Source organism: Tabrizicola sp. M-4, from assembly GCF_051132405.1.
In the GTDB taxonomy this organism is placed as follows: Bacteria; Pseudomonadota; Alphaproteobacteria; order Rhodobacterales; family Rhodobacteraceae; genus Paragemmobacter.
Genome location: NZ_CP128607.1, coordinates 76868 through 100679, shown reverse-complemented (window position 1 = coordinate 100679; position 23812 = coordinate 76868). Strand labels below are relative to the sequence as shown.

Sequence of the window (23812 nt, the reverse complement as noted above, 5' to 3'; positions counted from 1 at the left end):
CCAAAGGGCAGGGCAGGGCGGTTGATCCCGGCCAGCCCTAAGATCTATGCCCATCTGCCTTACGTCATCGAGCTTGATGACGAGGTCGTCCGAACCCGGGACAATGCGCTGATGCTGTCACTTGAAGTGACGGGCATCGACGGCGTCACGTCAGGCGCGGCTGCGGTCTCAGCCCTTCGGGCGGGATTTGCGCATCTCCTCGACACGCTCGACGAGCGGTTCACCTTCTATCTGCACCGGATGATGCGACCAGCGGACACCGGCATCGTGCCCATCCATGGGCTCAGCTTTGCGGCCGACATCGACAAGGCTTGGAGCCGGGAGCTTACACGCCGCAATCTGCAGGACTCGGTGCTGATCCTGACGGTCGTCCGGCGGCAAGTGGCGCCGCTGGCCGTGCCATTGTTCGGCAAGGCCGCGGCCCGGGTCTGGGGCGAAGACACCGCCCGCCGTCTGGAAGAACTGCGCGAGGTGGCCTCCATCCTTGAGACCGGTCTTGGCATCAAGACCCGCAGGATGAAGATCAGTGATGGAAGCCTGATCGGCTTTTACGCCTCGCTTCTGACCGGTGAGTTGCGGGACCATCCGCGCAGCCCGTACTGCCTCCTTGCGGAAGACGCCGCCGGTGCATCCGTGCAGTTTGGCAAGGGCGTGGTCGAAATCGAAGAGGGGACGTCCACCCCAAAACTCGCCGCCGTCCTCTATGTCAAATCCTATGCCAATGCGACCTGGCCCGGAATGCTTGATGCTCTTGGGGCCGCGCAGGACACGATCATCACCCACAGCTACACGCCCATCGAGCGCGGCAGTATCGCCGAGCGGGTGAAACGCCGCGTCGCGCAAATGCGCTCGGCCGAGGATATCGCTGCCACAGTTGAGGCGCAGCTTTTCGAGGCGGCCGACAAAGCCGAGAGCGGGACGCTGGGTTTTGGCGTGCATCAGATGACAATCACGGTCTTTGCGGAAACCGAAACCGCGCTCGACTCTGAGGTCGCCCGCATCCGCGGCATCGCGCATCAGAATGGCATGCGGCTCGTGCGCGAGGTCACGGCGCTCGAAGCGGCTTTCTTCGCCATGCATCCCGGCAACATGGACTACCGGGCGCGCGACATGACAGTGTCGTCGATCAATTTCGCGGACATGGCGGCCCTTCATGCCGCGGACACCGGCACGGAAAAGGCGCGCCTGCCTTGGGCGACGCCGATCACTGCTTTCCAGACGCTGCAGGGATCACTCCACCGTTTCAGCTTCCATGAGCCAGGGGACCCGACTGCGGAGCCGACCAACGGCCATACCCTCGTTCTCGGAAAATCTGGCGGGGGCAAGACCACGACCGTCGCCTTCCTTGCCGCCCAGGCCCAAAGGGTAGGGGGCCGGACGATCATCTTCGACAAGGAAGCCGGATTGAAGATGGCCGTGCATGCCCTCGGGGGTCGCTATGCCGAAGTCCGCGCGGGACGCCCGACAGGACTTAACCCACTTGCGACGGAGGCTGGTGAGCGCGGGGAAGCCTGGCTTCTCGACTGGCTGGTTGCTCTCCTTGAATCCCGCTCCGGGCCCATGACACCGCTGCAGTCCGAGGCGCTCAAGTCTGCCATCGCGCAGAATGGCAAGGCACGCGAGGGTTTGCGGAACTTCCAGAGTTTCCAGGAGCTATTCGGCGATGTCGGTGATGGCCTCGATCTGGCACAGCGCCTCCGCGAATGGGGACCGGACGGCCGCTATGGTTGGGTCTTCGGAGAGGCGAAAGAGCCGGTGGTGGATTTCACCAGCCATGATGTGACGGCGGTCGATCTCACCGAAATCCTCGATCTCGGCACCGAGCGCACCGCGATCCTCGGCTATCTCTTCCGCCGCATCGAAATGCTGATCGAGGAAAAGCGCCCGACGCTGATCCTGATCGACGAGGCCTGGAAGGTCCTCGACGACGAATACTTCGCGAAGAAGCTCGCCGAATGGCTGGTGACGGCCCGGAAGAAGAATGTGGTCGTCGTCATGATGACCCAGTTCCCAAGCCAGATCCGGGGATCGAAAGCCCGGTCGATCCTGGAAGCGCTGCCGAACCAGCTCCTGTTCCCGAACGGCGAGGCGGCCTCGGCCGACTACGAAAGTTTCCGCCTGACCGATGGCGAGCTCGACTTCGTCCTGAACCCGATCCCAGGCCAGCGGCTGGTTCTGTCGCGCTCCCCACGCGGTTCGACCGTTCTGAACGTCGATCTGAAGGCGCTCGGGCCTTTGCTGACAGCGCTTGGCGGCGGTCAGGCCGGGATCAATGCCTTCGGCGCTGACTATGCCGCGCGGCCCAAATTCTGGAAGGAATGATTACCAAATGAAATCAATATATTACATAACTTTGCTTATCGGACTCGGATGTTCTGGCCTCGCGGGCTGCGCCGAAGTGCCGATCACCAAGACCAATTGCTGGGCCACCGCTGGTTCTACTGTGACCACTTCCACCAAGGGTGCAAGCCCGGATGCGGGCCTTGTCTCGCGTGGCAACACCTCGCCCGTCGATGTCATTCCCTGCCGCTAAATCCAGACGATCTGTCAGGGCGCTTGCCCTGATGGCAGCGGCTTTGCCGCTGGCGGCCTTCGCGCAAGGCGTGCCGATTGCCGATGGCAAGTCGATCATCCAGCACAGCCTCGAGATCGCGCAGATGTCCTACCTGACAGGTGCGCGGGAGCTAGAGGCCGACAAGAAGGCGCGGATTTCCGAGTTGCATCAGGAACAGCTTGCTGCGCTCGACGCGACACTGGCGATGATGACCGGTACCACGCCTTGGATCGATGATCTGGAAGTCATCCCGGGCGCCGAGGCGGAAGTCCTCTATGACGTCGAGGACGACAGCCCCTATGCAGCGCGGCTTTTCGGGGATGGCAAGACCGGCATCGAAGAGATGATCGTGACTACCGCGAAGAAATACGCGGGGCATCCGGGCCTCGCGCGCGCTGGACTCAACCCGGTCGAATTCCGCATTTGGTTCCAGAGCCTTGTGAAACAGGAATCCGGGTTTTCCATCGGCGCGCGCTCGCCCGTCGGGGCCTTCGGCCTGACGCAGGTGATGCCGGATACGGCAAAGGACCTCGGCATCTATCCGGCCTATTACGACGACCCGATGCTGCAGCTTGATGGTGGTGCCCGGTATTTCCTGACCCAGCTTAACAAGTTCGGTTCGGTGCCACTGGCCTTGGCCGCCTACAATGCCGGACCCGGCAATGTCTCGAAATACGGTGGCATACCGCCCTTCAAGGAAACCCAGGACTACGTCGTCCGCATCACCGGGTTCTTCAACGCCTATGCGGCCAAGATCAGCGGCATCGATCAGGTCGGCACTTTCGATCCGCGCGACATGGCAATCGCCACGGCGTCCAATGTCTCGGACGCAGGGTTGCACTACGGGATGGAGGCAAGCCTCGAAATCGAGGCTTCGCTGAAACGGTTCCGCGCTATCATCGAGAAGATCCCGACCACCAAGTCGGCAAAGGAAGCGCTGGATCTCAACACCTATGCCCGGGCCGAGGCCGTGCGGATCGCGCTGATGGTCGACAGGGTCAAGGCCGCAAGGGTCAAGGTCGACCAGGCGCGCTACGCGCTCTGGATCGAGGCTTACGCCCGCGACGCAACATTCATCAAGGTAAAGGCTGGTTCCGAATGATCCCCAAGCGCATCCGGGGCGTCAGTGCCCTTCTCCTCACCGCAGCACTGGCGCTGCCGCTCCCTGCGGCGGCCCAAGGCGTGCCGACGATCGACCTCACCAGCATCGCCAAAATCGGCGAGGTGCTGACCGAGGCCAAGCTGCAGGTGCGCGAGATGATCGCCTCGAACCTGAAGCTCGACGAACAGATCCTGAAGCAGATCGAGCAGATTGCCACCTTGAAGGCGCAGCTCGACGCCCTCCGGAACGGGCTGACGCTGGAAGCACTCGGCATTCCGGACCCTGACACCTTCTTTGACGACATCCTGCCGGACGTGGCTGACCTGACGGGCGGCCTCATCGCGGCGAAGGACGGCAAGTATTCCCTGATGACCACCTCGGGCAAGGTTGGCGACAAGCCGGCCGGACAGTATGTGTCGGATTTCTTCGCCTCGGTCGGGCTTGATACCGCCACCGTGGACACGCTTTCGAAAAGCGAGGATCCGGGTGCGGCGCGGATCGGCACGCAGGCCAATACGGCTGCCTTCCTTTCGGCCGCGGCGGAAACCTCCTCGGTCAAGGCATCTGAAAGCCTCGAACGGGTCCACGATCTTGTCCAGGAGATTCCGGACACCGAAGGGCTGAAGGAAGCCATCGACCTCAACACAAGGGTCACGGCTGAGCTCTCCATCGCCATGGCCAATATCTGGAACATGGAATCCGCCCAGCTTATGGGCATGGGGGAGGCGGGCGTCATGGATGCCGCCACAGCCGCCGAGGAAGAGAAGTTCATCAAAGTGATCCGGAAGGAATGAGCATGGACAAGTTTCAAGGTAAGCCGTTCAGCGCGGCATTGATCCTGGCGACCCTGCTGGCGGGGATGGCCCCGGCCGAAGCCCCTGCCCCGGCCGATCTGGAGCAAGAAGAGGCGTTTCTCGACGTCCTGCCGAAGGTCGATGTGCCGGACGACGTCCAGCCGATCCCGGGCGCGGTCAACGAAGAGTTCCGGAACTGTGAGGCCCAATGGCCTGCTGGGTATGAGCTGACTCGCTCCGGACCTGAAGCCAGAGCCTTGCGGGACATCTACGGTCTGGTCCGCACCAGAAACGTGATCCTATCGAAGGATTGTACTTGCATTGGGAAGGTCGCGAATTGGGAAGACGTGGGCCGCGTCGCCGACGCGTTGCGCAAACAGAATGGCGTCGAACGCTTGGGCTGGCAGCACACAAAGGAGGTCGCCGAAGAGGCTGACCGCTTGACAGCCATCGCCGAGACGATGTGTGGCGGATCCTTCTGATGGATAGCGTCTCGACCATTCTGACGACTTTGGATGCGGCGATCACGGCGGCGGGCCAACGGTTTTTCGAGGCAACGGCCAGCGCCGTCGGCCCGATCTATTCGAGCCTTCTCGCGCTCCTCCTCGTCATGGTCGGGATCAATGCCGCGCTCAATGTCTACCGGATCGCCATGCGCGATGCGGTGCAACTCGCCTTCCGGGTCGTCATGGTGCTGATGTTCGGTCTTACCTGGTCGAACTTCAGCCAGATCTACCAGGCCGCCAGCAACGGGCTGAGCGATCTGGCGCTGGAATACTTCCGCCTCGGCGGCAGCGGTGTCGCCACATCGGCAACCGCAGCCATGGATGACATGGCGAACATGATGGCGGGCAATGTCGATAGCGTCTCCTCCGCCATGTCCTCGATCATGCGCGGCTTCGTTGCCGCAATCCTTTACGTGGTCCTCGGTGTGCTGATGGCGGTCTACGTCTTCATCGTCGGTTTCGCCAAACTGATGATCGCCTTCCTCCTCGGTGTCGCCCCGCTCGCCATTGGCGCCACGATCTTCGAGAAGACCAAGGGCATCTTCGAGGCCTGGCTCTCGGCGATGATTGGCTATCTGATGTACCCGGTCGCCTCTGCGGGGATCATCGTCGCCGTCGTGACAGTGGCCCATGATGTCTTCCGAGAAACCAAGGACGTCACCGATCTCGGGTCGATCCTCGGCTTCTTCGTCATTGTCTTCGTGGGCATCTTCGCCCTGATGGCCATCCCGAATGCCGTGACGCATATCACCGGCCAGATCAGCCTCGCCAGCATCGCGCCCCAGGCCCTCCGGGTTGCGGGCAAGCCTTTGGAAAAAGCCACCGACTATTCCGCCCGGCGCATGAACGAGTTCCGCTCTGGATTCATGACCGGCAAGACCGAGCATCACCATTTGCGCGATCAGGCGCGGTCCGATGCCGAGCGGGGCCATGCGGCCCGCATGCGACTCGGCCAGTTCATCCGCGACAGCTGATCCAGCCACCGCCAGCCGCGCCAAACCCCCTTTCCCGGAGCAAGACCATGACAGGTTCACCCCCTGAACTGAGAAGTTTTCTCGAGGCCGAGATGTTCTTCGGCGTGAAAAAGCGCGAGCGCATCGCCTATGCGGTTGCGGGCGGCGGGCTCGCCATCGGCCTCATGGGGATGATCGCCGTCGTCACCCTCCTGCCCTTGAAAGAGACTGAAGCCTTTCTTGCCATCGTCGACAAGGACACCGGTGTGGCCGAACGCGTGGTGGCCGTCGAGAAGGCAGGAATGGAACAGGCCGAGGCCATCCGGCAAAGCCTTCTCTTCGCCTATGTCACCGACCGCGAAACCTATGACCAGCACGACAACGAGGAACGGATTCTCCGCGCCTATACCTGGTCCGAGGCCAATGCGAAGTCGTCGCTCGTGGCGCTCTGGACCGAAGGCCATCCGAACTACCCGCCGAAACTTTACGGCGAGAGCTCCAAGGTCCGGGTCGACATTCTCTCGATCACGCCGGTGACCGAGACTACGGCACAAGTCCGCTTCACCAAGACCTGGGTCTCGGATGGCGAGGGTATCCCCGACCGGGAAGGCAAATTTACCGCGACCGTCACCTACCGGTTTGAGCCGACCAAACAGACCGCACTCGATCTCGTCTGGCAGAACCCGACCGGGTTCCTCGTGACCGATTATCGCCTCACATCCGAGGCCCTCACCCCTTCGGAAGGCTGATATGACCCGGCGCTTTACATTCCTCACGGCGGGTCTAGTGGCCAGCCTCGCGACCCTGCCCGCCTTTGCCGAGACCGCCCCCAAACCCGGCAGTCATGACGCCCGAGTGACCTATGCCACGTATCAGGAAGGTCAGGTCTATCGCATCACCACGCGGCTTCGGACCGTGACCCTCGTCGAACTGGGCGACGGCGAGAAGATCCAGTCCATCGCCATCGGTGATCTCGAAAGTTTCAAGATCGACAAGCTCGAGCGGTCTAACCTCTTCATCATCAAGCCGGTGGTGGCGGGTGCCACGACCAACCTGACGGTCGAGACCCAGAAGAACATCTACTTCCTGCAGGTGACGGAAAGCGCCAAGGGCAGTCCGAACTATTCCGTGAAGTTCACGGTCCCGGGCAGCTCCCGCGGCACCTCGCCCGGGACCGAGATCCCGGCGGCCCTGCCGATGACCTACAAGGTCATGAAAAAAGGCAAGAGGCTCCCCGACTTCGCGCCGGTGTCGATCTCCGACGATGGACGGAAGACCACCTTCGTCATCCCGCCCGGCGCGCCGATGCCGACAATCTTCCGGGCCGATGCGAAGGGGCAGGAATATTCGGTCAACTCCGCCGTGCGCGGCACCACCATCACCGTCAGCACCCGCTCTGAACGTTGGGTGCTGCGCTACGGCGATGAATATGTCTGCGTGACCGCGGAAACGGGGGGCGGCCAATGAGCGAAGACGATCAAGACGGCAAACTCGCCGCACGCATGGCCCGTATGAAACCATCCGAGGCGCCAAAGCGCCGCCGTGGCGTGAACCCCTACGCCCTTTCGGCCGTGACTGCCGTGGCGGGCGTCGGCGTCGGGGCCTGGCTTGTCCTCGCCGCCCCGGAGGCCCCAGCGCCCTCACCCGCGCTGGAAACCGCCTCGGTCAGTGATTTCCAAGGCGCGCAAGGTGCCGACGGGTTTTCAATCACGAAAGAAAAGCCGCAGATCGTCCCTGCCGTCCCGGACACTTCCGAGGCCGAGCGGCTGCAGGCTGAGATCGAATCCCTGAACGCCCAGATCGCCGATCTGAAAGCCAATCCGGTGACCGTCACCGATGAGGCGGCGCTCGCGGATTTGAAAGCGCAACTGGCGGCTCTGGATGCGGATGCCACGGCACGCGAGGCAGCCCTCTCCGACCTCGAACGCGAGAACATCCGGCTCCAAACCGAGCTTGAGACCAAGGCGCTCGTCGAGGGTGACGCCGAGGCCGAGGCGGCACGCGCCCGCGAAGAGGAACTGGCTCGCAAGCGCCAGGAAGCCGAGATGCTGAAGGAAGCCCAGATCCATTCCGACATGGTCGCGATGCGCTCTTCCATGGATATGGGCGGGGAGACGGGAGGTGCAGCCCCGACCGGTCCCGGAGGTGGAGGTGCCACCGCCAGGGGCGATGAGGCCTTCCGGCGCGCGGGGGCCAAGTCGGCGGAGGTCCGCCAGGCGGAGGTGATCGCCAACCCTGCCTATACAGTGATGCAGGGCACCCTGATCGAGGCCTCGCTCGAAACCGCCGTCAGCACCGATCTTTCCGGCAATGTCGCTGCCGTGGTCAGCCACGATGTCTGGTCCTTCGATATGTTCCGCGTCCTCATCCCACGCGGCTCCCGCCTTTTTGGCCGGTACGATTCCGAGGTCGATGCCGGTCAGCGCCGGGTGCTGATCGCCTGGGACCGGATCGTGACCACCGATGGCCAATCCGTGGAACTCGCGGCTTACGGCACAGACCGGATCGGGCGCTCCGGCCTGCCCGGCAAGGTGCGCAACCACTTCCTGCAGCGCTTCGGCACTGCCGCCCTGATCTCCGTAATCGGGGCCGTCCCCGCGATCGCCGCCGCCCGATACGAAGGCGACGAGGTGGCATCCGACACCGCCGAGAATGTCGGCAATGATCTCGGCGAAGCCGTGAATGATGTCATGGCTGACTACCTGCGCATCCCGCCCACGATCAGCGTCAATCAGGGGGCTGTCGTTATGGTCCGCGTCGACGCCGACATCGAGTTCTACTGATGAGCTACCTCGATACCTATCTTGGGCAGCTCGACACGGCGCTCTCTGACGCGGCCGTCATGGAGCTAGCGATCAATGCCGATGGCACGATCTGGGTGGAACGGTCAGGGCAGATCCACATGGAAGCCAGCGGGCTTGCCCCCCTGCCCGCACGCTCGGTGCGCGACCTCGCAGCCCAGATCGCCAATTCGACCTCGAACACCTTCACAGAGGCCGCGCCCCTTGTCTCGGCCGCCGTTCGCTACCGCGACCTGATGCTGCGCTGTCAGGTGGTTGGCACGCCCGCCGTCTCCGGCGGCACGGTGATCGGCATCCGGGTGTTTCGGTCCCGGCAGGGGGATCAGCGCCGGGCACCGCGATCCTTCAGCTTCCTGCGGGGACAGGAGAAGTCCCTGGAAGAGGAGCGGCGGCTCATGGTCGCGGAAATCCGCGCCGGATCCGAGGGGGCGGATGTCGATGCCTTCCTCGGGCGGCTCGTCACCGAGCGGCTGAACGTCATCGTCTCGGGCGGCACCTCGACAGGCAAGACCGAGCTTGGCCGCAAGCTTTTGGAGATGGTCGCCCCGGACGAGCGCATCGTCACCATTGAGGATTCCCTCGAACTCCTGCCCGGCCAGCCCAATACCGTCAGCCTGATCGCGCAGCGCGACGAGGCCTCTCCCCGCTCGGCCGACAAGCTTTTGCAGGCGACCCTGCGGCTTCGGCCGGACCGGATCATTCTGGGAGAATTACGCGGGGCTGAGGCCGCGACGTTTCTCGATGCGATCAACACCGGCCATTCCGGCTCTTTCACCACGCTCCACGCCCATTCGGCGCGCAAAGCGATGGACCGGCTGGCGCTTCTCGTCATGGCACAGGGCACCAAACTCAGCTTCGCCGAGGTCATCCGCTACCTCGAGACATCGATCGACGTGATCCTGCAAATGGGCCGCCAGGGCGACCGCCGCGGGATCATGGAGATGTATTTCCCCGGCCTCGAGGACTGACGGGCTGCGGTTTCCACTCCTCCTTTCCCACTTTTTGATCGGCCAGCGGGCCAAAAGGTTGCATTCATGGATCCGGACATTGACGGCCTGCAGAGGAACGGGCCCGCACGGCATGACGTAGCCACGGAGCCCGAGGCAGGTGCGGCCACGGAGCGGAAGAAGGAATATTTCTCCGTCCGTTTGACCTTCTCCGGGTCTGCGCAGGAGTTCGAAGATCCGCGTCTCGCAGGCGAGGCTTTCTTCCGGGCCGATCCGGCTGAGAGGCCTTCGGTGACCCATGTCGACGGCAACACCGCCAGGACCATGGCCCGCACGGAAGTCCATGGGGTCCAAGAGGGGAGAGAGACGCGGTACTTCAAGTCGCTGCCGGACTCGCACGCGCCCGATGCGGAATTCCGGGCCGGGTTTTTGGCAGCGATGGAGGCTTCGATCTCTGAGCGATTGGGGAGAGTCGCAGATGGCCGCGATGGCGCAAATGTCGTCGAGCGGCTGGATGCCAGGCTGAAAGACGACCTCGAGGCCTTCGCGCGCCGCGAACCCGAGAAGGCAGCAAGCCTTTGGTCCGATCGGACAGAGGAACCTGCACCGGGACCCACTTTGCAGGCGGCGGTGAAGGCCCGGGAAGGAGTTGTGGAAGCGGAAGCGCAGGTTGGTCAGGTCGTCACGGCGGAGAAGCCGCAGGTGGTTGCGACCGGAGATTGGGTGACCACGGACCAGAGTGTCGAATTGCGCCCGGTGGCTGTCGCGACCGACAGGGGGTTGCATGCCGGGTTCGAGGCAAGGTTGCCGGAAGGAGAGGCGGAGATCAGCTTCTCGGACCGGACCTTTGCCACCAGCCTGGATGCCCTGCGTCACGCCTGGGATTTCTACGAAGGCGGCGAAGAGGGGCTCGAGATTGCCGTCAGCCGGGCCGCGGCCATGGATCGCGACACAGGCGACGATGCTGACCGCAGGCCGTCGGGCCTCGTGCTCGAACATCGCGAACAGCCGGAATTCCCCCGCCCGGAAACCGCGATTTACGCGGGCGAAGAGGCCCAGCTGGTTCTGACCCTTGGCCGAGACACGGAAGCGAGCCGTGATCTTGCCGAACGTCTGGTTGCCGATCCCGCGTTTCGGAAGGTGGTGGCCGAGCATATCTCCGATGCCGAAGCCACGCTTGGCACTGGCCGGTTTGTCGACGGCGAAGGCTCCGCAGGGTTTCTGCCCGAGGAACTTCTGGCCGTCACCTCTTACGGCCGTGATGGCAGCGCTGAGGTTCTGGCCAAGTTCCCGGATGAAGGGCCGCTGAGTGAGACGCTGGCCAGGCATCTGGCCGAGAGCCCGGTTCTCACGGCCCATGTCGAAAACGAAAGGTTGCGGAACGACTTCACGGCTGATCCCGCGCGGGCGATCTCCGCCTGGGTGGCGCAGTCGGATGCCCGGATCGACCGACTGCCTTCCGAGCAACAAGAAGAGCTTCGATCAGAAATGCTGGGCATCGCCAAGGAAGCCACGGCAGCCTTTGGTATGGATCGGGACCGGGTCGGCCGCGAGCGCCCTCCACGCTCGACGCTCTACAGCACGGTGATGAACCCAACCACTTTGACGATCGCTGGCGAGGAGAAAGCCCTTCAACCCGGCAAAGCCGACACCCTGCAGGCAAATCTGATCCTCAACGCCAGCCTCGCAGGCATCGACGCCGAAAAACTTGGGAAGCGTCTGGAAACCGGGGCTGCAAACGCCCGCGAAGAGGAAGCCTGGGTGAAGTCCGATCTCAGCGACGTCGCCAGACGTCACGGCTATGACCTCGACAACCCGCAAGGCCGCAGCACGGCTGCAGAACGGCTCGACCGTTTCTACGAGCGCGCAGCCGAACTCATCCAGTCCGCCCGTGGCATCGACGTTTCGCGAGCCCCCGATCCGATGGTCGAAGCCTTGGACAAGATGGCAAAGCTCCATGCACAGCAAGGCTCGGTCGCCTTCCGCAATGAGACCCAGGCACGGGATTTCGCGGAAGAGATGAAGGAGCGCTATGGGGCTTCCGTCCTGAAAGACATGGCCGCCGGGCGCACCGTTGCCCTCGCAAAGGACGTTCCAGACCCAAGCGCACGTCAGGCAATGGCTGCAGCTGTCGTGTCAGCCGCCAAGGAACATCCCTCTCTCGGCCTTAGCGCCCATGAAGCGGAAACCGCCGAACGTCGCATGACGGCCGAGGCCGCTCCCAAGCCGTCCGAACATGCGCGCGTGTCTGTCCATGACCGGGCGCATGCCAAGGACAGGGAGTTCTGACCATGCAACGTTTCGCGCTGTTGCTCCCGCTCGGCTTGACGGCTGGTGCTCTGGTCGGCCTAATCGCCGGAGGCGTCGTTCTCAACTTGATCTTGGGTCGCGATCCGAACGCGACCGGCATCTTTGTCCTGATCGAGGAATTCCCTGGCTTCGCCCGGTTGACTTCCGTGCCTTGGGTACTGCCCTGGCAGATCGTTGGCGCCTCGACCATTATCTTCACGATTGCCGCCGTCGCTCTGACTTTCCGCCAGCAGCTCACCGGCTATGGTCAGGCGAAATTCCAGGCGCGCCCGGAGATGAAGGCGAATGGCCTCTTGCAGCACTTGGGCGCCGGTATGGTCTTCGGCAAGCTCGGGGTGCCTTCAAAGCGCGCACCTTATGTCAGCGCCACTTTCCAGAAATTCCCGCATTGCCTTGTCGTTGCACCCACCCGGGCCGGCAAGGGCGTGGGCTATGTCATTCCGAACACGCTCCTCTTTAACGGCAGCATCGTCGTCCTCGATGTGAAGGGCGAGATTTTCGAGGCCACCTCGCGGCACCGGCAGGCCGAAGGCGACGCGGTCTATCGCTTCTCGCCTTTCGATTTCGAACATCCGACCCATCGCTACAACCCGCTCGAGCGCGTCGCCCGCATTGAAAACCCCGAACAGCGCTACACAGAGCTGGCCAAGATCTCGGACTATTTCTTGACGGTTTCGGACAAAGGGACGGCAGGCGACTTCCTGACCGAGGGGCGCGAACTCTTTGTTGCCGCAGGGCTTCTTGCGATCGAGAGGGGCAAGCCGACCATCGGTGAGATCAGCCGCATCCTCTTTGGTCGGGGTGCGACCCAGGAGGTTTACGGCGAACATGCAGAGGAGGTGAAACACCCCAACGCCGCCCAGACATTCCGCAAGTTCGCAGGTTATTCCGACCGGACCTTGTCGTCCCACGCTTCAGTCCTGGGTGGCGCAGGCATGACGCTCTGGAACAACCCGGCCGTGGACCGGGCTACCTCCGGCAACGACTTCTCCTTCACGGATCTGCGCAAACGCCCGATGTCGATCTATGTCGTCGTCAACGCCGATGACATCCGCACACTGTCACCCTTGGTGCGGCTCTTCTTCGGCGAACTCATTGCCACCATGCGTTCGACCCTTCCTGACCCAAAAGTCGAGCCCTGGCCGGTCATGGTCATGCTGGATGAATTCGACCAGCTTGGGCCGATGCCCATCGTCGAGCAGGCCCTGAAGCAGCTAGCCGGTCACGGCGCGCGGGTGTCAATCATCACCCAGTCGATCCCCGGTCTCGACAACATCTATGGCGAAAACGTCCGGATGTCCCTCGAGTCCGCCGCCGGCATGAAGCTCTACCTCGCCGCCAACGACAAGAAGACGGCGGGGGAGATTTCTGACGCATTGGGCAAGACGACAAAGCTCTCGGTGTCGGACAGCGTCTCGCGGGATCGGGATTTCATGCAGCGACGGTCGGTTAGTCGGCGGATGGAAGAACGGCCGCTCCTGACACCTGACGAAGTACGGCGGCTGAACCCCGATCAGGCGATCCTCATTCCGGAACGGCAGAACCCGCTCCTCGTCCAGCGGATCGTCTATTTCCAGGATCCGACCTTCAAGACGCTCTTTGAGGCGCAATCCGGGCCCCTGCCATATCCATCGCAGGACGGAGCGACGTTGCGCGCACTGGCGGCGCGGGTGGAGGAGTTGGAGCGGCAGGCTGGGCATAAGGTCGTGGTGGATTTCGTGAGGACGGAAAAGGGGAAGGTTGAAGGCAGTGGAGGGATTGTACCCGAGCCGAAGGTGGCGGCGGAAATCCTAGTGGGCGAGAAGACTGGACCGATGGCCTCGGTTCGAACAGGCGTCGCCTCAATTCAGGAAGCGGCGGCCCAACCAGACTTGGCCACCTTGAAACCGCTGCAACTTATCGCGGTCGAGCGGATGAACAAGTTCACAAGGAAGGTTCAGGAACTGGGGGCGTAGAGGGCGAGGTCGACCGAACATCGCTCGCGACGCGAGCGGGAACCGCGCCACCGTGCCGCCTACGTCGGCGTTCGTACCGCGAGCCACTATCGGCTTCGCAACGATTCGCACACTGGACCAGAACCCTCCCAAAACTGTACCAGTTTCGTCCTAGGTTTCTGTCTGGCCTAAGCCCTTGAGGCGGGACAGGGCAGGGCGGTCGGGACAGAAACGACCGTTTCCGTCAACTTCGCAGCCGTCACCATGAAGTTTTAGGACCATCAGAGGTCGGGGCACGCCAAGAATGGCCACCTTTTGCGGTAATCTCAATCATCTGGAACAAAACCTGCAACATCGACAAACTGGCCATCGGTGAGGCAATGCTCCAGCGCAACGGGAATACGAAGATTGGCCGCCAGCCGCGTGATGCTGGCTGCGAGGTCGCCAAGCAGCACCTCGCTGGCGCGCGGCAAGATGCCCGTCACGGTAATTTCGAGCCCATCCTGCACGCCACAGCCCCGCCGCCTGGGCGTCAGATGTAGCATGCAGCTTTTCACCTCTCCTGCGATCGTACTGCACCACCGCCATCCCACGATGGTCACTCCGAGATCATCCCTGAGCCAGATCAGATCCAGATTTGCACCCATCCTGATGCTCGGGGAATAATGGGCCTGGCAAGCCTTGGCTGCCCCCTCGACGCGCTGCAGCCAGGCCGTTCCGGTCGCCTGTTGACCGACCCAATCCGCAGCGCGCGACAGATCGCCCGCCAATGTCTCCAGCTGGCAGAGATCCGGGTCGGATTGAGAAAAAGAGAACGCCGTATTGAAGCGCGCACCGGGCAGATTGGTCAGCGCCGGGGGCAAACCTTCCCCCGGATGCCCCTTCATTTGCGGCGAGTGTGCCCCGATGAATAGCGGATAGGCGCAGCTCCCGGCTGGCAGATCCGCACATTGCGGCAATATGGTCTCGGCCGGGATCAGGATCTTCGAATAAAGCACCTTCTTCGCCTGCGCGGCAGAAGAGAGCAGCAGCACCGCAGCGATCAAGTAAATAGGAATAGCCAGTATCCGCAATCGCCTGGATCGGGCGCGGCGATCGCTCTGTTGGCCCGACAATACGTTGCGCTGTGATGTTCCCGACATAATCGTTCCTAAAACTGCCGTCACATAGCCGCCAGCACAAATCCCATCCAAAGTGTGAAGCCAGCGGCGAGGATGATGAATATCTCAAGCCCTACAGCCGCTGTCAGGCCACTTCTGCGACGATGCAACGTCACGGGATAAAGCAGAAGAGCGGCAAGCCCCGGCAAGAACGCGGTGCTGAACAAAAACATCAGCCCCCTCAGCAGGCCGGGCGGAGCGCCTGGCGCTGCCGTCGCCCCCTCGGGCGAAACCAGAACATCCGCCACCACCACACAAAAAACCCCAAGGATCAGGGCGGCGGCGCAGCCAGCAAGATCCCCCGACAGACGGGCCAGCATCCGCGGGCGCGATGTGTCCCTGTCTGTGGTCGCGTTTCTTTTGGCGCCCTGTGTCATATCTCAGTGCATTCCCCGAAGCCCAGCCCCAGTGTGCCACCCAGGGCCTTGGCTCGCTTGCGGAAATCCTCGGTGCAAAAGATCGCCCCGGTCACCTCATCCGCCCAGAGGCTGCGCCCCATGGCGGTATCCGTGCGAACGACCCTTTGAACGGGATAGATAGCCGACAGTCGGACCGCCGTCTTTTGCAGCTGCGGCAAGAATTGGCGCACGATATTCGACTTTTCCAGATCGACCGTCGCCGCGTAATCCATGATCAGCACGGCCAGATACCGCCCGGGCGAGGGTTCCTTTGCCTTTTGAAACCAGACATCCGACAGCGGCACGAATTGATGCCGGCCCGGCGCCATCGCCTCGGCCAGGGCGGCGAATTCGGTGCTGACAATCATCAGGTTGTGATGGATCCCGGCACTGTGCAGCGGGCGCACGGGCTTTTGCATCAGCTCGATCCGGCTGCGCCGTAAGACCGACACCTCGGCATCATTCAAGGCGCGCGCACCATCAAGACTTGGCGAGAACCAGAACCCCTCGGCATCTTCGTCGTCACACAGATTTTTGCCATCGGGGGGCCAGATATGTGCGCCGATGTGGTGCGCGGCCACGAGGGAAACATCAACTCGGCAAATCGTCACTCAGTCACCCTCCGCAAGACCCACATGGAAATCTGCCACAACCCGCAATTCGCGCAAGGGGCGGGCGATGGCAATCGAGGCGGCATAGGTCGGATGCGCCTTGTAGCGAGCCAACTCTGCTTCGTCCGCGAACGCGCCATAAACTACGAAATCGACCGGGGCCGACAGGGTGTCAAGCCCGAGGTTGCGCCCGATCTCCACGCGGCCATGGGGAATTTGCGTCAACAGAAGCAAGCCTTCGTAAAGCCGCTCGACATCCTCGCGGTTGCGGGCGGAAAAGAACACGACATGGCGCAGCATCGTCATGCCACCGCGCGCCGAAGCATGGCCAGGCCCCCCGCAAGCGCCAGGAAGACGCCCCCGCAAAGCCGATCCATCCGGGCGATCAGCTTCGAGCCAAAGCGTCCCGCACACCGCTTGCCTGCGGCCGCATAGGCCAGCAGAACCACCAGGTCGATCAGCGAGAAAATCACCGCCAGAAGCAGGTATTGCGGCAGGACGGGCGTTGTGGCGTCAATGAACTGGGGGAGCAGCGCGGTGAAGAACAGGTAGCCCTTTGGATTGGTCACGGCGACAAGGAAGCTGCGCGAAAAGAGACGGCGTCTTTCCGTGACATGGGCGATGGTCGCTGTTGCGGTGGGGGCAGCTTTGCTGAGAAGAAGCCTTAGCCCGATATAGGCCAGATAGGCCACCCCCAGCCATTTCACGGCCGAGAACAGCAGCTGCGAGGTGGACAGCAGAACCCCCAGACCGGCCGAGACAGCGGCGATCAGAACCAGGTCCGAAAGGACCGCGCCCGCGATCCCGAAACCGGCATCACGCAACCCGTGGCGTGCACCGTTGGAGAAGGCCAGAAGAGAGGTCGGCCCCGGCGTGGCGACGGTCAGCAGGGCCGCAAGCGCAAAGGTCAGCAGGGCAAGGCTCATGATCTTCTCCGGTTCCGGGCGGTTGGGGTAAGTGTCGCGGCCACCAGCATCAGGGAGACTCCGGCAGCGATCATTCTGATAAGGTTGGCCGACTGCCAGCGCGTGGAATAGGCCTGCCAGATCGTGGCGGCCTCCGGCGCTTGGGCATCGACTGCGGCAAGGTCTTGGTTCAAGGGAACATTGATGGTGGCAGTGACCCCAAAGACCCCGACCATATGCAAGACAAGTGCGAGGCCCAGCACCACGGCGGCTACCCTTGCCCGCAGAACCGCCATCACGACCGTCGACAGCGCCAGAACAAGAGGCGTTCCGAAGTAGAACGTGCCGAAAAGCGGATTGCGGACAGAGGCGTTCATCGCCTGCATGGCCTCGATGGCAGTTGCCGGGTCGATCATGTCCAGACCGCGCAGGGTCGAGCTTTGCCATGCAAAGAAAAAGCCGAAACAGGCGCCACTGAAGCCGACTGAAATCAGCGGCAGCAGGATGAACAATACCGGCGCCCGGAGCGGCGCAAACGACCTCATCATGCCGACCGCTGTCCCTGCCGGAACAGCACCCCAGCGAAAACTGCTATGACTGCAACCTGTGCCGTCAGGACGGCGGGCCAGATCAGAGGAAACTGCGGGTCCAGATACTTCTGGGGTCCAAAGGACAGAAGGGCCATCAGCGCGGCAAGAAGGCTGAGCGCCCTGCCCGTCCGGCCTGCCACGGGGCCGACAATCAGCGCTGCGGCTGCGGTCGCAAGCGCCACGGCCAGGAACGGCGCTATCGCGAAAAGCGGAATCGTCGCGGGCGGATGCGGTGGAACCTGGGCGTAAAGCGCTCCCAGCATGACCAACTGAAGGATGATCAGCGCGCTCAGCGCGGCGGTAATCGAACGGGATTCGGACAAGATGGACCCTCCGGGTTAGGATGGTGATAAGTGTAACGTTAATTACGGTTGCGATGATCCGTAATTGCAATTACTGATCCTGTCAACGCGACCATTCAGGAGCGAAGGTGCATGCGGCAGGAAACCCGGAAAACGCGGCGGAAAGAGATCCAGCAGGCAGCGCTGGCGCTGCTTGTCCAGCATGGTTATGCAGCGACAACGATGGCCTCTGTAGCCAAGGCAGCCGGAGCCTCGCTTGAAACGCTCTACAAATGGTATGGCGACAAGCCTGGCCTGTTCCGCGCGATGGTGCAGGCCAATATCGAGGAACTGCGTGACGAACTGGTCATGTCGGCCGCCGCATTCCGCGACCCGCTTGCCGCCGTACAAGAGTTCGGCCCCCGACTGATCGCGGTTCTCACCAGCGAGGAAGTTGTTGCCCTGAACCGGGCCGCGGCGGCCGACCCTAGCGGCGATCTCGGCCGGATCATTGCCGAAGCTGGGCGCGGCTCTATTGCGCCGCAGTTGACCGATCTGTTCGCACGGGCAATGGAAGGTGAGGATCCAGCGCAAGTGACCGAGGTTTACCTGGGGCTACTGCTGGGTGATCTGCAGATCCGCCGCGTGATCGGCCGGATGCCGCCCCCTGACGCCATCGAAACCCGGGAGCGATCCGACAGAGCTTTGGAATTGCTCTGCCGACTGTATCCAGCCTGTCCTTCAAAGCCCCCAACTTAGATCCCGCTCGGGCTCCCGCCTCCTGTTGTATCCCGGCAATCCGTGTCAGGCGTCCCTTGATCTCGTCCGGTTCGTTCGCCTGCCGCCCTGCGGCAGCATGGAAAACCGCAATACCGGCACTGACCTACCCCCCTTCCCGAGCCTCGGTCCATGTGCCCAGATTCCAGCCAGTCACGCATTTCGGCAATCGTTGCACTGGGCTAAGGGGCACCGCGCTTTGCATGAATGACTTCTTTCCCAGCTTCGCTGTGGCGACCGTCCCGAATCGCCTTGCGTCGGCTTTCCGCTTCTCGCTCCGTTGCGCGCCCTCGTTCACCCAGAGTTTCTTCCATGCCGTATCGCGATCAAAGCCGCGAACTCTGACAGGTCGACACCGGCCAGGCCAGCCGCGCCGATCTCAATCAATCTGCGGTCCTCCGCGGTCATGCCCCTCTTCGGCCATGCCGACCGAAACTTGTCCAGGGCCTCGGAAAACCCGGATGCCCAATCTCCTTGCGCTTTTTTCGAGCGCCTTGCGATCGATCCGACGAACTCTCCAGGCTCGGAGGCCATATCCGATGCCGCCTGGGCGCGCATCATCACCAGGTCCATGAACCGCTGAAACCGGGACGGGTCGATCCGCGGCAGGACGGCATCGAGGATCGCGGGCAACCATTGGTTCGGCATGAGCATCTGTGGTGCGATGACGACACCGGTCAGGTATCCGTCGAGCCAGTCGGACGCGAGGTCGGTGCCGCAGAGAAGCGCCGTCATCTCACCCATCTTCTCGGGTGCCGGCGCTTGCCCGGCCAAGTCTTCAAGGGACGCGCCCGGATCGAAATCCGGATCGTCCCGGATCCAGGCCTCGATGGTCTGCTCATGAATGTCGAGCATCACCGGGATCTTCTTCAAGTCACGGCCGTCGAGCAGTGCCGTGGCGCAAGCCGCAAAACTCGCCGCATCCGGTTCAAGGGCGGTTTCCAGCACGTCGGCGGCACGGGCCAGAATGCGCGCCCACCAGTCGCGCCGGGTCTCCAGCCATTTCCAGAGCGCCGCCTCGCCCGAGCGTGCAGTTCGCGCCTTGTCGAGCACCGCCTGTGCCTCATCGCTTTCCTCGAACCAGCTTTCGACGATTTCATGGCGATCCCACCAGCCCTCGCTCGCGAGGATCAGGGCGCCCTGCTCTCTTGGGGAAAGCGCCCGGACGGCGGGCGTCGAGACCAGACCGGCGATCAGGTCCGGCGTCGATCTCACCTCGGGGCGCAGACCGGAGAGCCCGCAGATCCGGGCAACCTCGATCAGGCCCGGAACCGGCGGCCGTCCTTGCGCCAGGCCATCGGCCAGCGCGATGGCCAGGGCACGGCGGACATAACCGGCCGTGACGCTCAGCGCGCCGACCTCCTCGGACATGCGCTCGATGACCGCCTTCTGATCCTTTGCCGAGCGACAGGGGATCGTATAGGCATCCTTCACGCCCTGCCCTTGTTTCAGGAGCAGCATCGCCATCTTGCGACGGGTCCCCGATTGCAGCGCGATGCCGATGCTCTGGGCACCGCCGCCATCCGGCAGGGTGGCGCGGATAGTGTGGAGCGTCCAGGGTCCCGGTTCGGGTTCGGCAGCCACGCCCCTGCGCATCGCCTCCTTGAGAACCAGATCGATCTCCCGCCGCGCATCATCCTCAGGCATCCAGCTGCGCAGGACGATGAGTGTCGCGAGGATTCTGCCTGGCAGATCGCCGCGCGCCAGACGTCCGGCAATTGCCCGGGCCGCCGCAAGCCGAATGGTCGGAGCTGGATCGAGGAGCCAGAAGCAGGCGAGATCGGCATGGATCGGATCGCTGCGGGCCACGGAATAGGCCACGACATGTCCGCGCATCCCGGCGGGCATGGCCGGAAAGCTCTCGGTCAGCGCGGCATGCAGCGCGAGCGGCTCTCCCTCTGCCTGGCTGATCAGTTCGGCAAAGAGCCCGTCGAGCGACGCATCGCCTTCGGCGGGATTGGCCGTGCGCCGACCATCTGCCGGAACGACATCTTCGCGCTGCACCTCCAGAGAAACCGGCGCGGTCAGTCCATTGCGGGTCCAAGCTCCGGCAAAGATCAGGTTGTGCGCGGGCGTCATCCGGCCCTGACGCCGCGCGAGAGCGAGGGCGTCTTCGACCGCAGCGAGAAAGGACTGCCCGCGAGCCTTACCGTTCTCACAAGCGATGCGCGCTGCATCGAGGCCCGCGCCAAGCAGGTCGAGCAGGTCCTCGTCCTTCGGCGAAGGGTCGTTGATCGCGCAGAGGCGCGCGACAATCTGGCCGCCGAGAGCCGGGCGATGCAGGAGATCGACGCTGAACCGTTCGAGGATTTCACTTCGGGCGCCGAACCCGTCGCCGCCGGCTTGCGCGAGGGCCGCCATTGCCTCGTCGATCCGATCTTTTGCCACCTGTCACCTGCCCCGGCTGCCTGATTTTCGGCGACCAACCTAGCGACGCTACCGGGCCTTGTCAGCGCGATAGAGCATGGGAGCCGGAAGGAAAAACGCAGGCCGCACACCGGTTCTTGCCAGAGATTGGCGTGGCGGCTCCATGAGAGCGCAAGCCGGGATCGCCTCACAATTCCCAATCCTTCGCGCCCGTGTGTTCAGGGCGACCGGCCAGCTGCCGCTCTGCCTTTGCCGCCTCACGCAATGTCAGACCAAAGGCCACATGCGACTTCGCCGCAGAGACCACCGCCCGCGCAATCCAGCGCCGCTCGGCCTCATCCTCGACATCCCGCGCCAGCGCATCGGTCCGACCTGCGGCAAGCGCCACCACGACCCCCTCCCCGTAGCGACGACGCAGTTCGGCCGCGAACCGCTCGGCATGGGCATCCCCCCGGAACTCGACCTTGCCCTCAATCTGCATGATCCGCCCCATCGACCGCAGGGTCCGCACCAGCCGGTCGTTCTCAGGCACGGTTTCATGGGTAGCAGCATGGTCAATCGCCCGAGCTGCGATGTCATAGAAGCCCTGCAACTCGTCGGCCGCGCGCTTCCACTGATCAGGGTCGCGCAGGTCGAGTCGTCGCCGTCCAGCAAGGACCAGAAGATCACTGCGCACCCAATCCCGCTCTTCCCAGGCGTTCGCCGCGCCAGTTTCCAGACGGCTGGCGATACGCTCTCCGCTCAGACCAATCGCGGTCGCACCCGCCACGATCTCCGCGCACAGCCGCTCCGCCGCCCCCGGCTGCAGGGGTGTTTCCGCTCGGCCCCGCGTCAGGGTATCGCCCTCAAGCGCCACGCCGTAGGCCGCAGACTGCGGCAGCATCTGCAGAAGCTGCGCACCGCGGGCATCGCCAAGCCCACGTGCGATGTCGACAGCGTAGCCATAAAGCTCATCCCGCAGACCCTTCCGCTCGGCGATTGGCGCCTTGCGGATCCTGCCTTCCGTCTCGGTCATCCATCCGCTGAAATGCCGCTCCAGATCAGCGCGCTCGAGCGTCGCCGCCTCAGCCGGGAAGGGAGAAAGTACCCCGCCCTGCCGAAGCACTTCCTCGGCCTTCGCAATCTTCTCGGCAATCTCCGGCAACCCGGTCAGAGCCGCCACATGACTAAGGCTGCGCATGGTGTCCGCCGTCCGTGCCATCGTGGCCAGCGCATCGTCTAACGCTCTGCCCTCACGCGGCCGCTCCTCCGGTGCCCTGCCTTTTTCCCGCGCCCGTTCGATTTCTGCCCGCGACGGGCCGTAGGTTAGAAGCCCCCGTTCAGCCCGGGAGGTCGCGTCGAGGAACACGCCTTCCTCGGCCGCAATGGCCACCATGCGCTCTTTCATCATGTCGAGGTTGAACGCATGGTCCTTCGCCATGAAGAACCAGCTATCGTTCAGGGTGCCGCGGTTGTTCACAACGATATGGACATGTGGATGCGCCCGGTCCGTATGCAGCGCCGCGACATATGACCAGACATCGTCTTGGTGCTCGCCCGACTGAAACATCTCGAAGGCCCAAGCCTCGGCAATCAGCTTGGCCTTCTCGGCCCGCACATGGGACGGAAAGCTCAGGAGCAAGTGACTGGAGTGCCCGTTCTTGGGCGACCCACGCCAATCCTCGACCCAACCGCCGACGATGTCGTTTCGCTCGTCCGTGGTCAGCCCCTTGGCACCTGCATCCAGCACGACCCCGTTGCCGAAGATCGCGGCTGACTTCGAGAACAGATAGTCCATCTGCGTCGCCAACTCCTTGGCGTTCGCCGTGCCGCCTTTGCCGATCTTCTTGATGACCGCCGCATTCGATCCCAGCGAAAAACGCCAGAGTTGGCTAGCGCGCGGCGAGAACCGGAAACCCTGCCGAGAGGGGGAAGAGGGTCCGGGTTTCACGCGCCCTGACTGGGGACGCAGAAAGTCGAGGTCGCCAAGAACCGCTTCAGCCAGCCCGATCGGGCGCGATCCAAGCTTAACCATGGCGCGCGCCCTCCTGGGTTTCGACAAACTTGCGGAACAGCGCCACGCCCTGCCGACGGCGTTCCGCGATGATCTGGCTCAGCGCTTTCGCCACCATCGGTAGTGACCGACGCAGCTCTTCCACCGACGCCCACTGCGCCTTGACCATCGGCGCCCTGCCGCGGTTTGCAGCCAGCGCGATCTGGTTCACGTTGGTCCCGATCTTTGCCAACTCGTAGCGGATCTCCTCCAGCTTTGCACTGTCCTCCCGGCTGAACTCGAGGAAGCCCGAGGCCATCCGCACCACCGATCGCACACCGTCAGACCGGGATTTCGCGCCAAGCTGGGTGCAGAGCGCATCAAAGGCCTGGAGTTCTTCAGCAGGCAGACGGCAGCTGACAACCTGGCCCAAACTCTCGGCTCGCGGTCGCCCTCGGCGCGCCACTTGCTGCGCTGCAGAATCAGAAACTTCATTGCCGGTCTTCGCCAAAATCGTAGACCGAGACTTAAGTCGTATTTTGCGAGGATCTGATTTTACTGCCAACTTCCGTCACCGATTATTTGTAGACACATCGCATTTCCTGCCACCTTCTCTATCCCCTTCTTTCACCTCTTGATCAAGCAAAATCTATGCGCGATATGACCCCTTGCAGGTTGTGTTAACCTTGGGTAACTCACCTGCCACCGAGTGCGCTTCGCCGATCGCTGAATGCACAAGGCGCAACCGGAGAAGGTGCTCCTCCGAGCCCTTGGCAGGAGGGCACTTCCCGGAAAAAAGTGGCGGTAACGCCCTGTATTTATTGATGTACGAACCCAACCGTTCAGTGTT

At 63.0% G+C, this 23812-nt stretch carries 22 protein-coding genes; 12 read left to right on the top strand and 10 right to left on the bottom strand.

What is annotated here, in order from left to right; all coding sequences use genetic code 11:
* Positions 1-21: 21 nt before the first annotated feature.
* The 11 genes from TabM4_RS20415 (at position 22) to TabM4_RS20365 (ending at position 13922) form a co-directional block, all read left to right on the top strand.
* Positions 22-2322 carry a type IV secretion system protein B4 gene (locus tag TabM4_RS20415; protein WP_434622661.1) on the top strand — a complete coding sequence of 767 codons (2301 nt, stop codon included), beginning with the start codon at positions 22-24 and terminating at the stop codon, positions 2320-2322.
* Positions 2323-2564: 242 nt separating this feature from the next.
* On the top strand, positions 2565-3656 hold the full coding sequence (locus tag TabM4_RS20410) for a lytic transglycosylase domain-containing protein (RefSeq protein ID WP_434622659.1): 1092 nt from the start codon (positions 2565-2567) through the stop codon (positions 3654-3656).
* Complete coding sequence (locus tag TabM4_RS20405) at positions 3653-4450, top strand: type IV secretion system protein (protein ID WP_434622657.1); 798 nt, start codon at positions 3653-3655, stop codon at positions 4448-4450. Before TabM4_RS20410 ends, TabM4_RS20405 begins: the two co-directional genes overlap by 4 nt.
* A gap of 2 nt (positions 4451-4452) precedes the next feature.
* Positions 4453-4932, top strand: coding sequence for a hypothetical protein (locus TabM4_RS20400; RefSeq protein ID WP_434622655.1), 480 nt, complete (start codon positions 4453-4455; stop codon positions 4930-4932).
* Positions 4932-5930 (top strand): type IV secretion system protein, encoded by a 999-nt coding sequence (locus tag TabM4_RS20395; protein WP_434622653.1) that lies wholly within the window; start codon positions 4932-4934, stop codon positions 5928-5930. The genes TabM4_RS20400 and TabM4_RS20395 overlap by 1 nt, the downstream gene beginning before the upstream one ends.
* A gap of 47 nt (positions 5931-5977) precedes the next feature.
* A complete protein-coding gene (locus TabM4_RS20390) occupies positions 5978-6658 on the top strand; it encodes a virB8 family protein (protein WP_434622651.1) in 681 nt (226 codons plus the stop codon).
* Between the two features lies 1 nt (position 6659).
* Positions 6660-7376 carry a TrbG/VirB9 family P-type conjugative transfer protein gene (locus TabM4_RS20385; protein ID WP_434622648.1) on the top strand — a complete coding sequence of 239 codons (717 nt, stop codon included), beginning with the start codon at positions 6660-6662 and terminating at the stop codon, positions 7374-7376.
* Positions 7373-8692, top strand: a complete 1320-nt coding sequence (locus tag TabM4_RS20380) for a TrbI/VirB10 family protein (protein WP_434622646.1) — start codon at positions 7373-7375, stop codon at positions 8690-8692. Before TabM4_RS20385 ends, TabM4_RS20380 begins: the two co-directional genes overlap by 4 nt.
* On the top strand, positions 8692-9678 hold the full coding sequence (locus TabM4_RS20375) for an ATPase, T2SS/T4P/T4SS family (protein WP_434622644.1): 987 nt from the start codon (positions 8692-8694) through the stop codon (positions 9676-9678). The genes TabM4_RS20380 and TabM4_RS20375 overlap by 1 nt, the downstream gene beginning before the upstream one ends.
* Before the next feature lie 66 nt (positions 9679-9744).
* A complete protein-coding gene (locus tag TabM4_RS20370; protein WP_434622642.1) occupies positions 9745-11946 on the top strand; it encodes a hypothetical protein in 2202 nt (733 codons plus the stop codon).
* Between the two features lie 2 nt (positions 11947-11948).
* On the top strand, positions 11949-13922 hold the full coding sequence (locus TabM4_RS20365) for a type IV secretory system conjugative DNA transfer family protein (RefSeq protein ID WP_434622640.1): 1974 nt from the start codon (positions 11949-11951) through the stop codon (positions 13920-13922).
* Positions 13923-14227: 305 nt separating this feature from the next.
* Here the strand turns inward: TabM4_RS20365 and TabM4_RS20360 are convergent, their stop codons facing one another.
* The 7 genes from TabM4_RS20360 to TabM4_RS20330 all read right to left on the bottom strand — a co-directional run bounded on the left by TabM4_RS20360 (position 14228) and on the right by TabM4_RS20330 (position 17888).
* Positions 14228-14947 carry a hypothetical protein gene (locus tag TabM4_RS20360; RefSeq protein ID WP_434622638.1) on the bottom strand — a complete coding sequence of 240 codons (720 nt, stop codon included), beginning with the start codon at positions 14945-14947 and terminating at the stop codon, positions 14228-14230.
* A gap of 116 nt (positions 14948-15063) precedes the next feature.
* Positions 15064-15438: a hypothetical protein gene (locus TabM4_RS20355; protein WP_434622636.1), complete on the bottom strand. Its 375-nt coding sequence runs from the start codon at positions 15436-15438 to the stop codon at positions 15064-15066.
* Positions 15435-16040, bottom strand: coding sequence for an imm11 family protein (locus tag TabM4_RS20350; protein ID WP_434622634.1), 606 nt, complete (start codon positions 16038-16040; stop codon positions 15435-15437). Before TabM4_RS20350 ends, TabM4_RS20355 begins: the two co-directional genes overlap by 4 nt.
* 30 nt (positions 16041-16070) lie before the next feature.
* Positions 16071-16376 carry a Dabb family protein gene (locus TabM4_RS20345; RefSeq protein ID WP_434622632.1) on the bottom strand — a complete coding sequence of 102 codons (306 nt, stop codon included), beginning with the start codon at positions 16374-16376 and terminating at the stop codon, positions 16071-16073.
* Complete coding sequence (locus tag TabM4_RS20340) at positions 16373-16999, bottom strand: LysE family translocator (protein WP_434622849.1); 627 nt, start codon at positions 16997-16999, stop codon at positions 16373-16375. The genes TabM4_RS20345 and TabM4_RS20340 overlap by 4 nt, the downstream gene beginning before the upstream one ends.
* Positions 16993-17487, bottom strand: a complete 495-nt coding sequence (locus tag TabM4_RS20335) for a DUF1772 domain-containing protein (protein WP_434622631.1) — start codon at positions 17485-17487, stop codon at positions 16993-16995. Before TabM4_RS20335 ends, TabM4_RS20340 begins: the two co-directional genes overlap by 7 nt.
* A gap of 32 nt (positions 17488-17519) precedes the next feature.
* Positions 17520-17888, bottom strand: coding sequence for a hypothetical protein (locus tag TabM4_RS20330; protein WP_434622629.1), 369 nt, complete (start codon positions 17886-17888; stop codon positions 17520-17522).
* Positions 17889-17999: 111 nt separating this feature from the next.
* Here TabM4_RS20330 and TabM4_RS20325 point away from each other — a divergent pair, with 111 nt between their 5' ends.
* On the top strand, positions 18000-18605 hold the full coding sequence (locus TabM4_RS20325) for a TetR/AcrR family transcriptional regulator (protein ID WP_434622627.1): 606 nt from the start codon (positions 18000-18002) through the stop codon (positions 18603-18605).
* 312 nt (positions 18606-18917) lie between these two features.
* On the opposite strand, the gene TabM4_RS20320 is transcribed toward TabM4_RS20325, so the two are convergent.
* The 3 genes from TabM4_RS20320 to mobC all read right to left on the bottom strand — a co-directional run bounded on the left by TabM4_RS20320 (position 18918) and on the right by mobC (position 23395).
* The gene (locus TabM4_RS20320; protein WP_434622625.1) at positions 18918-21011 is read right to left on the bottom strand and encodes a UPF0149 family protein; all 2094 of its coding nucleotides are present in this window, start codon (positions 21009-21011) and stop codon (positions 18918-18920) included.
* Positions 21012-21177: 166 nt separating this feature from the next.
* A complete protein-coding gene (locus TabM4_RS20315) occupies positions 21178-23004 on the bottom strand; it encodes a relaxase/mobilization nuclease domain-containing protein (RefSeq protein ID WP_434622623.1) in 1827 nt (608 codons plus the stop codon).
* Complete coding sequence (gene mobC / locus TabM4_RS20310) at positions 22997-23395, bottom strand: plasmid mobilization relaxosome protein MobC (RefSeq protein WP_434622621.1); 399 nt, start codon at positions 23393-23395, stop codon at positions 22997-22999. The genes TabM4_RS20315 and mobC overlap by 8 nt, the downstream gene beginning before the upstream one ends.
* Positions 23396-23812 lie beyond the last annotated feature (417 nt).

Excerpts from the sequence above, each read along its gene's own strand:
- TabM4_RS20315 (WP_434622623.1), bottom strand. The coding sequence starts at position 23,004 with ATGGTTAAGCTTGGATCGCGCCCGATCGGGCTGGCTGAAGCGGTTCTT.
- TabM4_RS20390 (WP_434622651.1), top strand. The coding sequence starts at position 5,978 with ATGACAGGTTCACCCCCTGAACTGAGAAGTTTTCTCGAGGCCGAGATG.
- TabM4_RS20385 (WP_434622648.1), top strand. The coding sequence starts at position 6,660 with ATGACCCGGCGCTTTACATTCCTCACGGCGGGTCTAGTGGCCAGCCTC.
- TabM4_RS20380 (WP_434622646.1), top strand. The coding sequence starts at position 7,373 with ATGAGCGAAGACGATCAAGACGGCAAACTCGCCGCACGCATGGCCCGT.
- TabM4_RS20410 (WP_434622659.1), top strand. The coding sequence starts at position 2,565 with ATGGCAGCGGCTTTGCCGCTGGCGGCCTTCGCGCAAGGCGTGCCGATT.
- TabM4_RS20365 (WP_434622640.1), top strand. The coding sequence starts at position 11,949 with ATGCAACGTTTCGCGCTGTTGCTCCCGCTCGGCTTGACGGCTGGTGCT.
- TabM4_RS20405 (WP_434622657.1), top strand. The coding sequence starts at position 3,653 with ATGATCCCCAAGCGCATCCGGGGCGTCAGTGCCCTTCTCCTCACCGCA.
- TabM4_RS20400 (WP_434622655.1), top strand. The coding sequence starts at position 4,453 with ATGGACAAGTTTCAAGGTAAGCCGTTCAGCGCGGCATTGATCCTGGCG.
- TabM4_RS20395 (WP_434622653.1), top strand. The coding sequence starts at position 4,932 with ATGGATAGCGTCTCGACCATTCTGACGACTTTGGATGCGGCGATCACG.
- TabM4_RS20355 (WP_434622636.1), bottom strand. The coding sequence starts at position 15,438 with ATGACACAGGGCGCCAAAAGAAACGCGACCACAGACAGGGACACATCG.
- TabM4_RS20375 (WP_434622644.1), top strand. The coding sequence starts at position 8,692 with ATGAGCTACCTCGATACCTATCTTGGGCAGCTCGACACGGCGCTCTCT.
- TabM4_RS20325 (WP_434622627.1), top strand. The coding sequence starts at position 18,000 with ATGCGGCAGGAAACCCGGAAAACGCGGCGGAAAGAGATCCAGCAGGCA.
- TabM4_RS20370 (WP_434622642.1), top strand. The coding sequence starts at position 9,745 with ATGGATCCGGACATTGACGGCCTGCAGAGGAACGGGCCCGCACGGCAT.
- TabM4_RS20345 (WP_434622632.1), bottom strand. The coding sequence starts at position 16,376 with ATGACGATGCTGCGCCATGTCGTGTTCTTTTCCGCCCGCAACCGCGAG.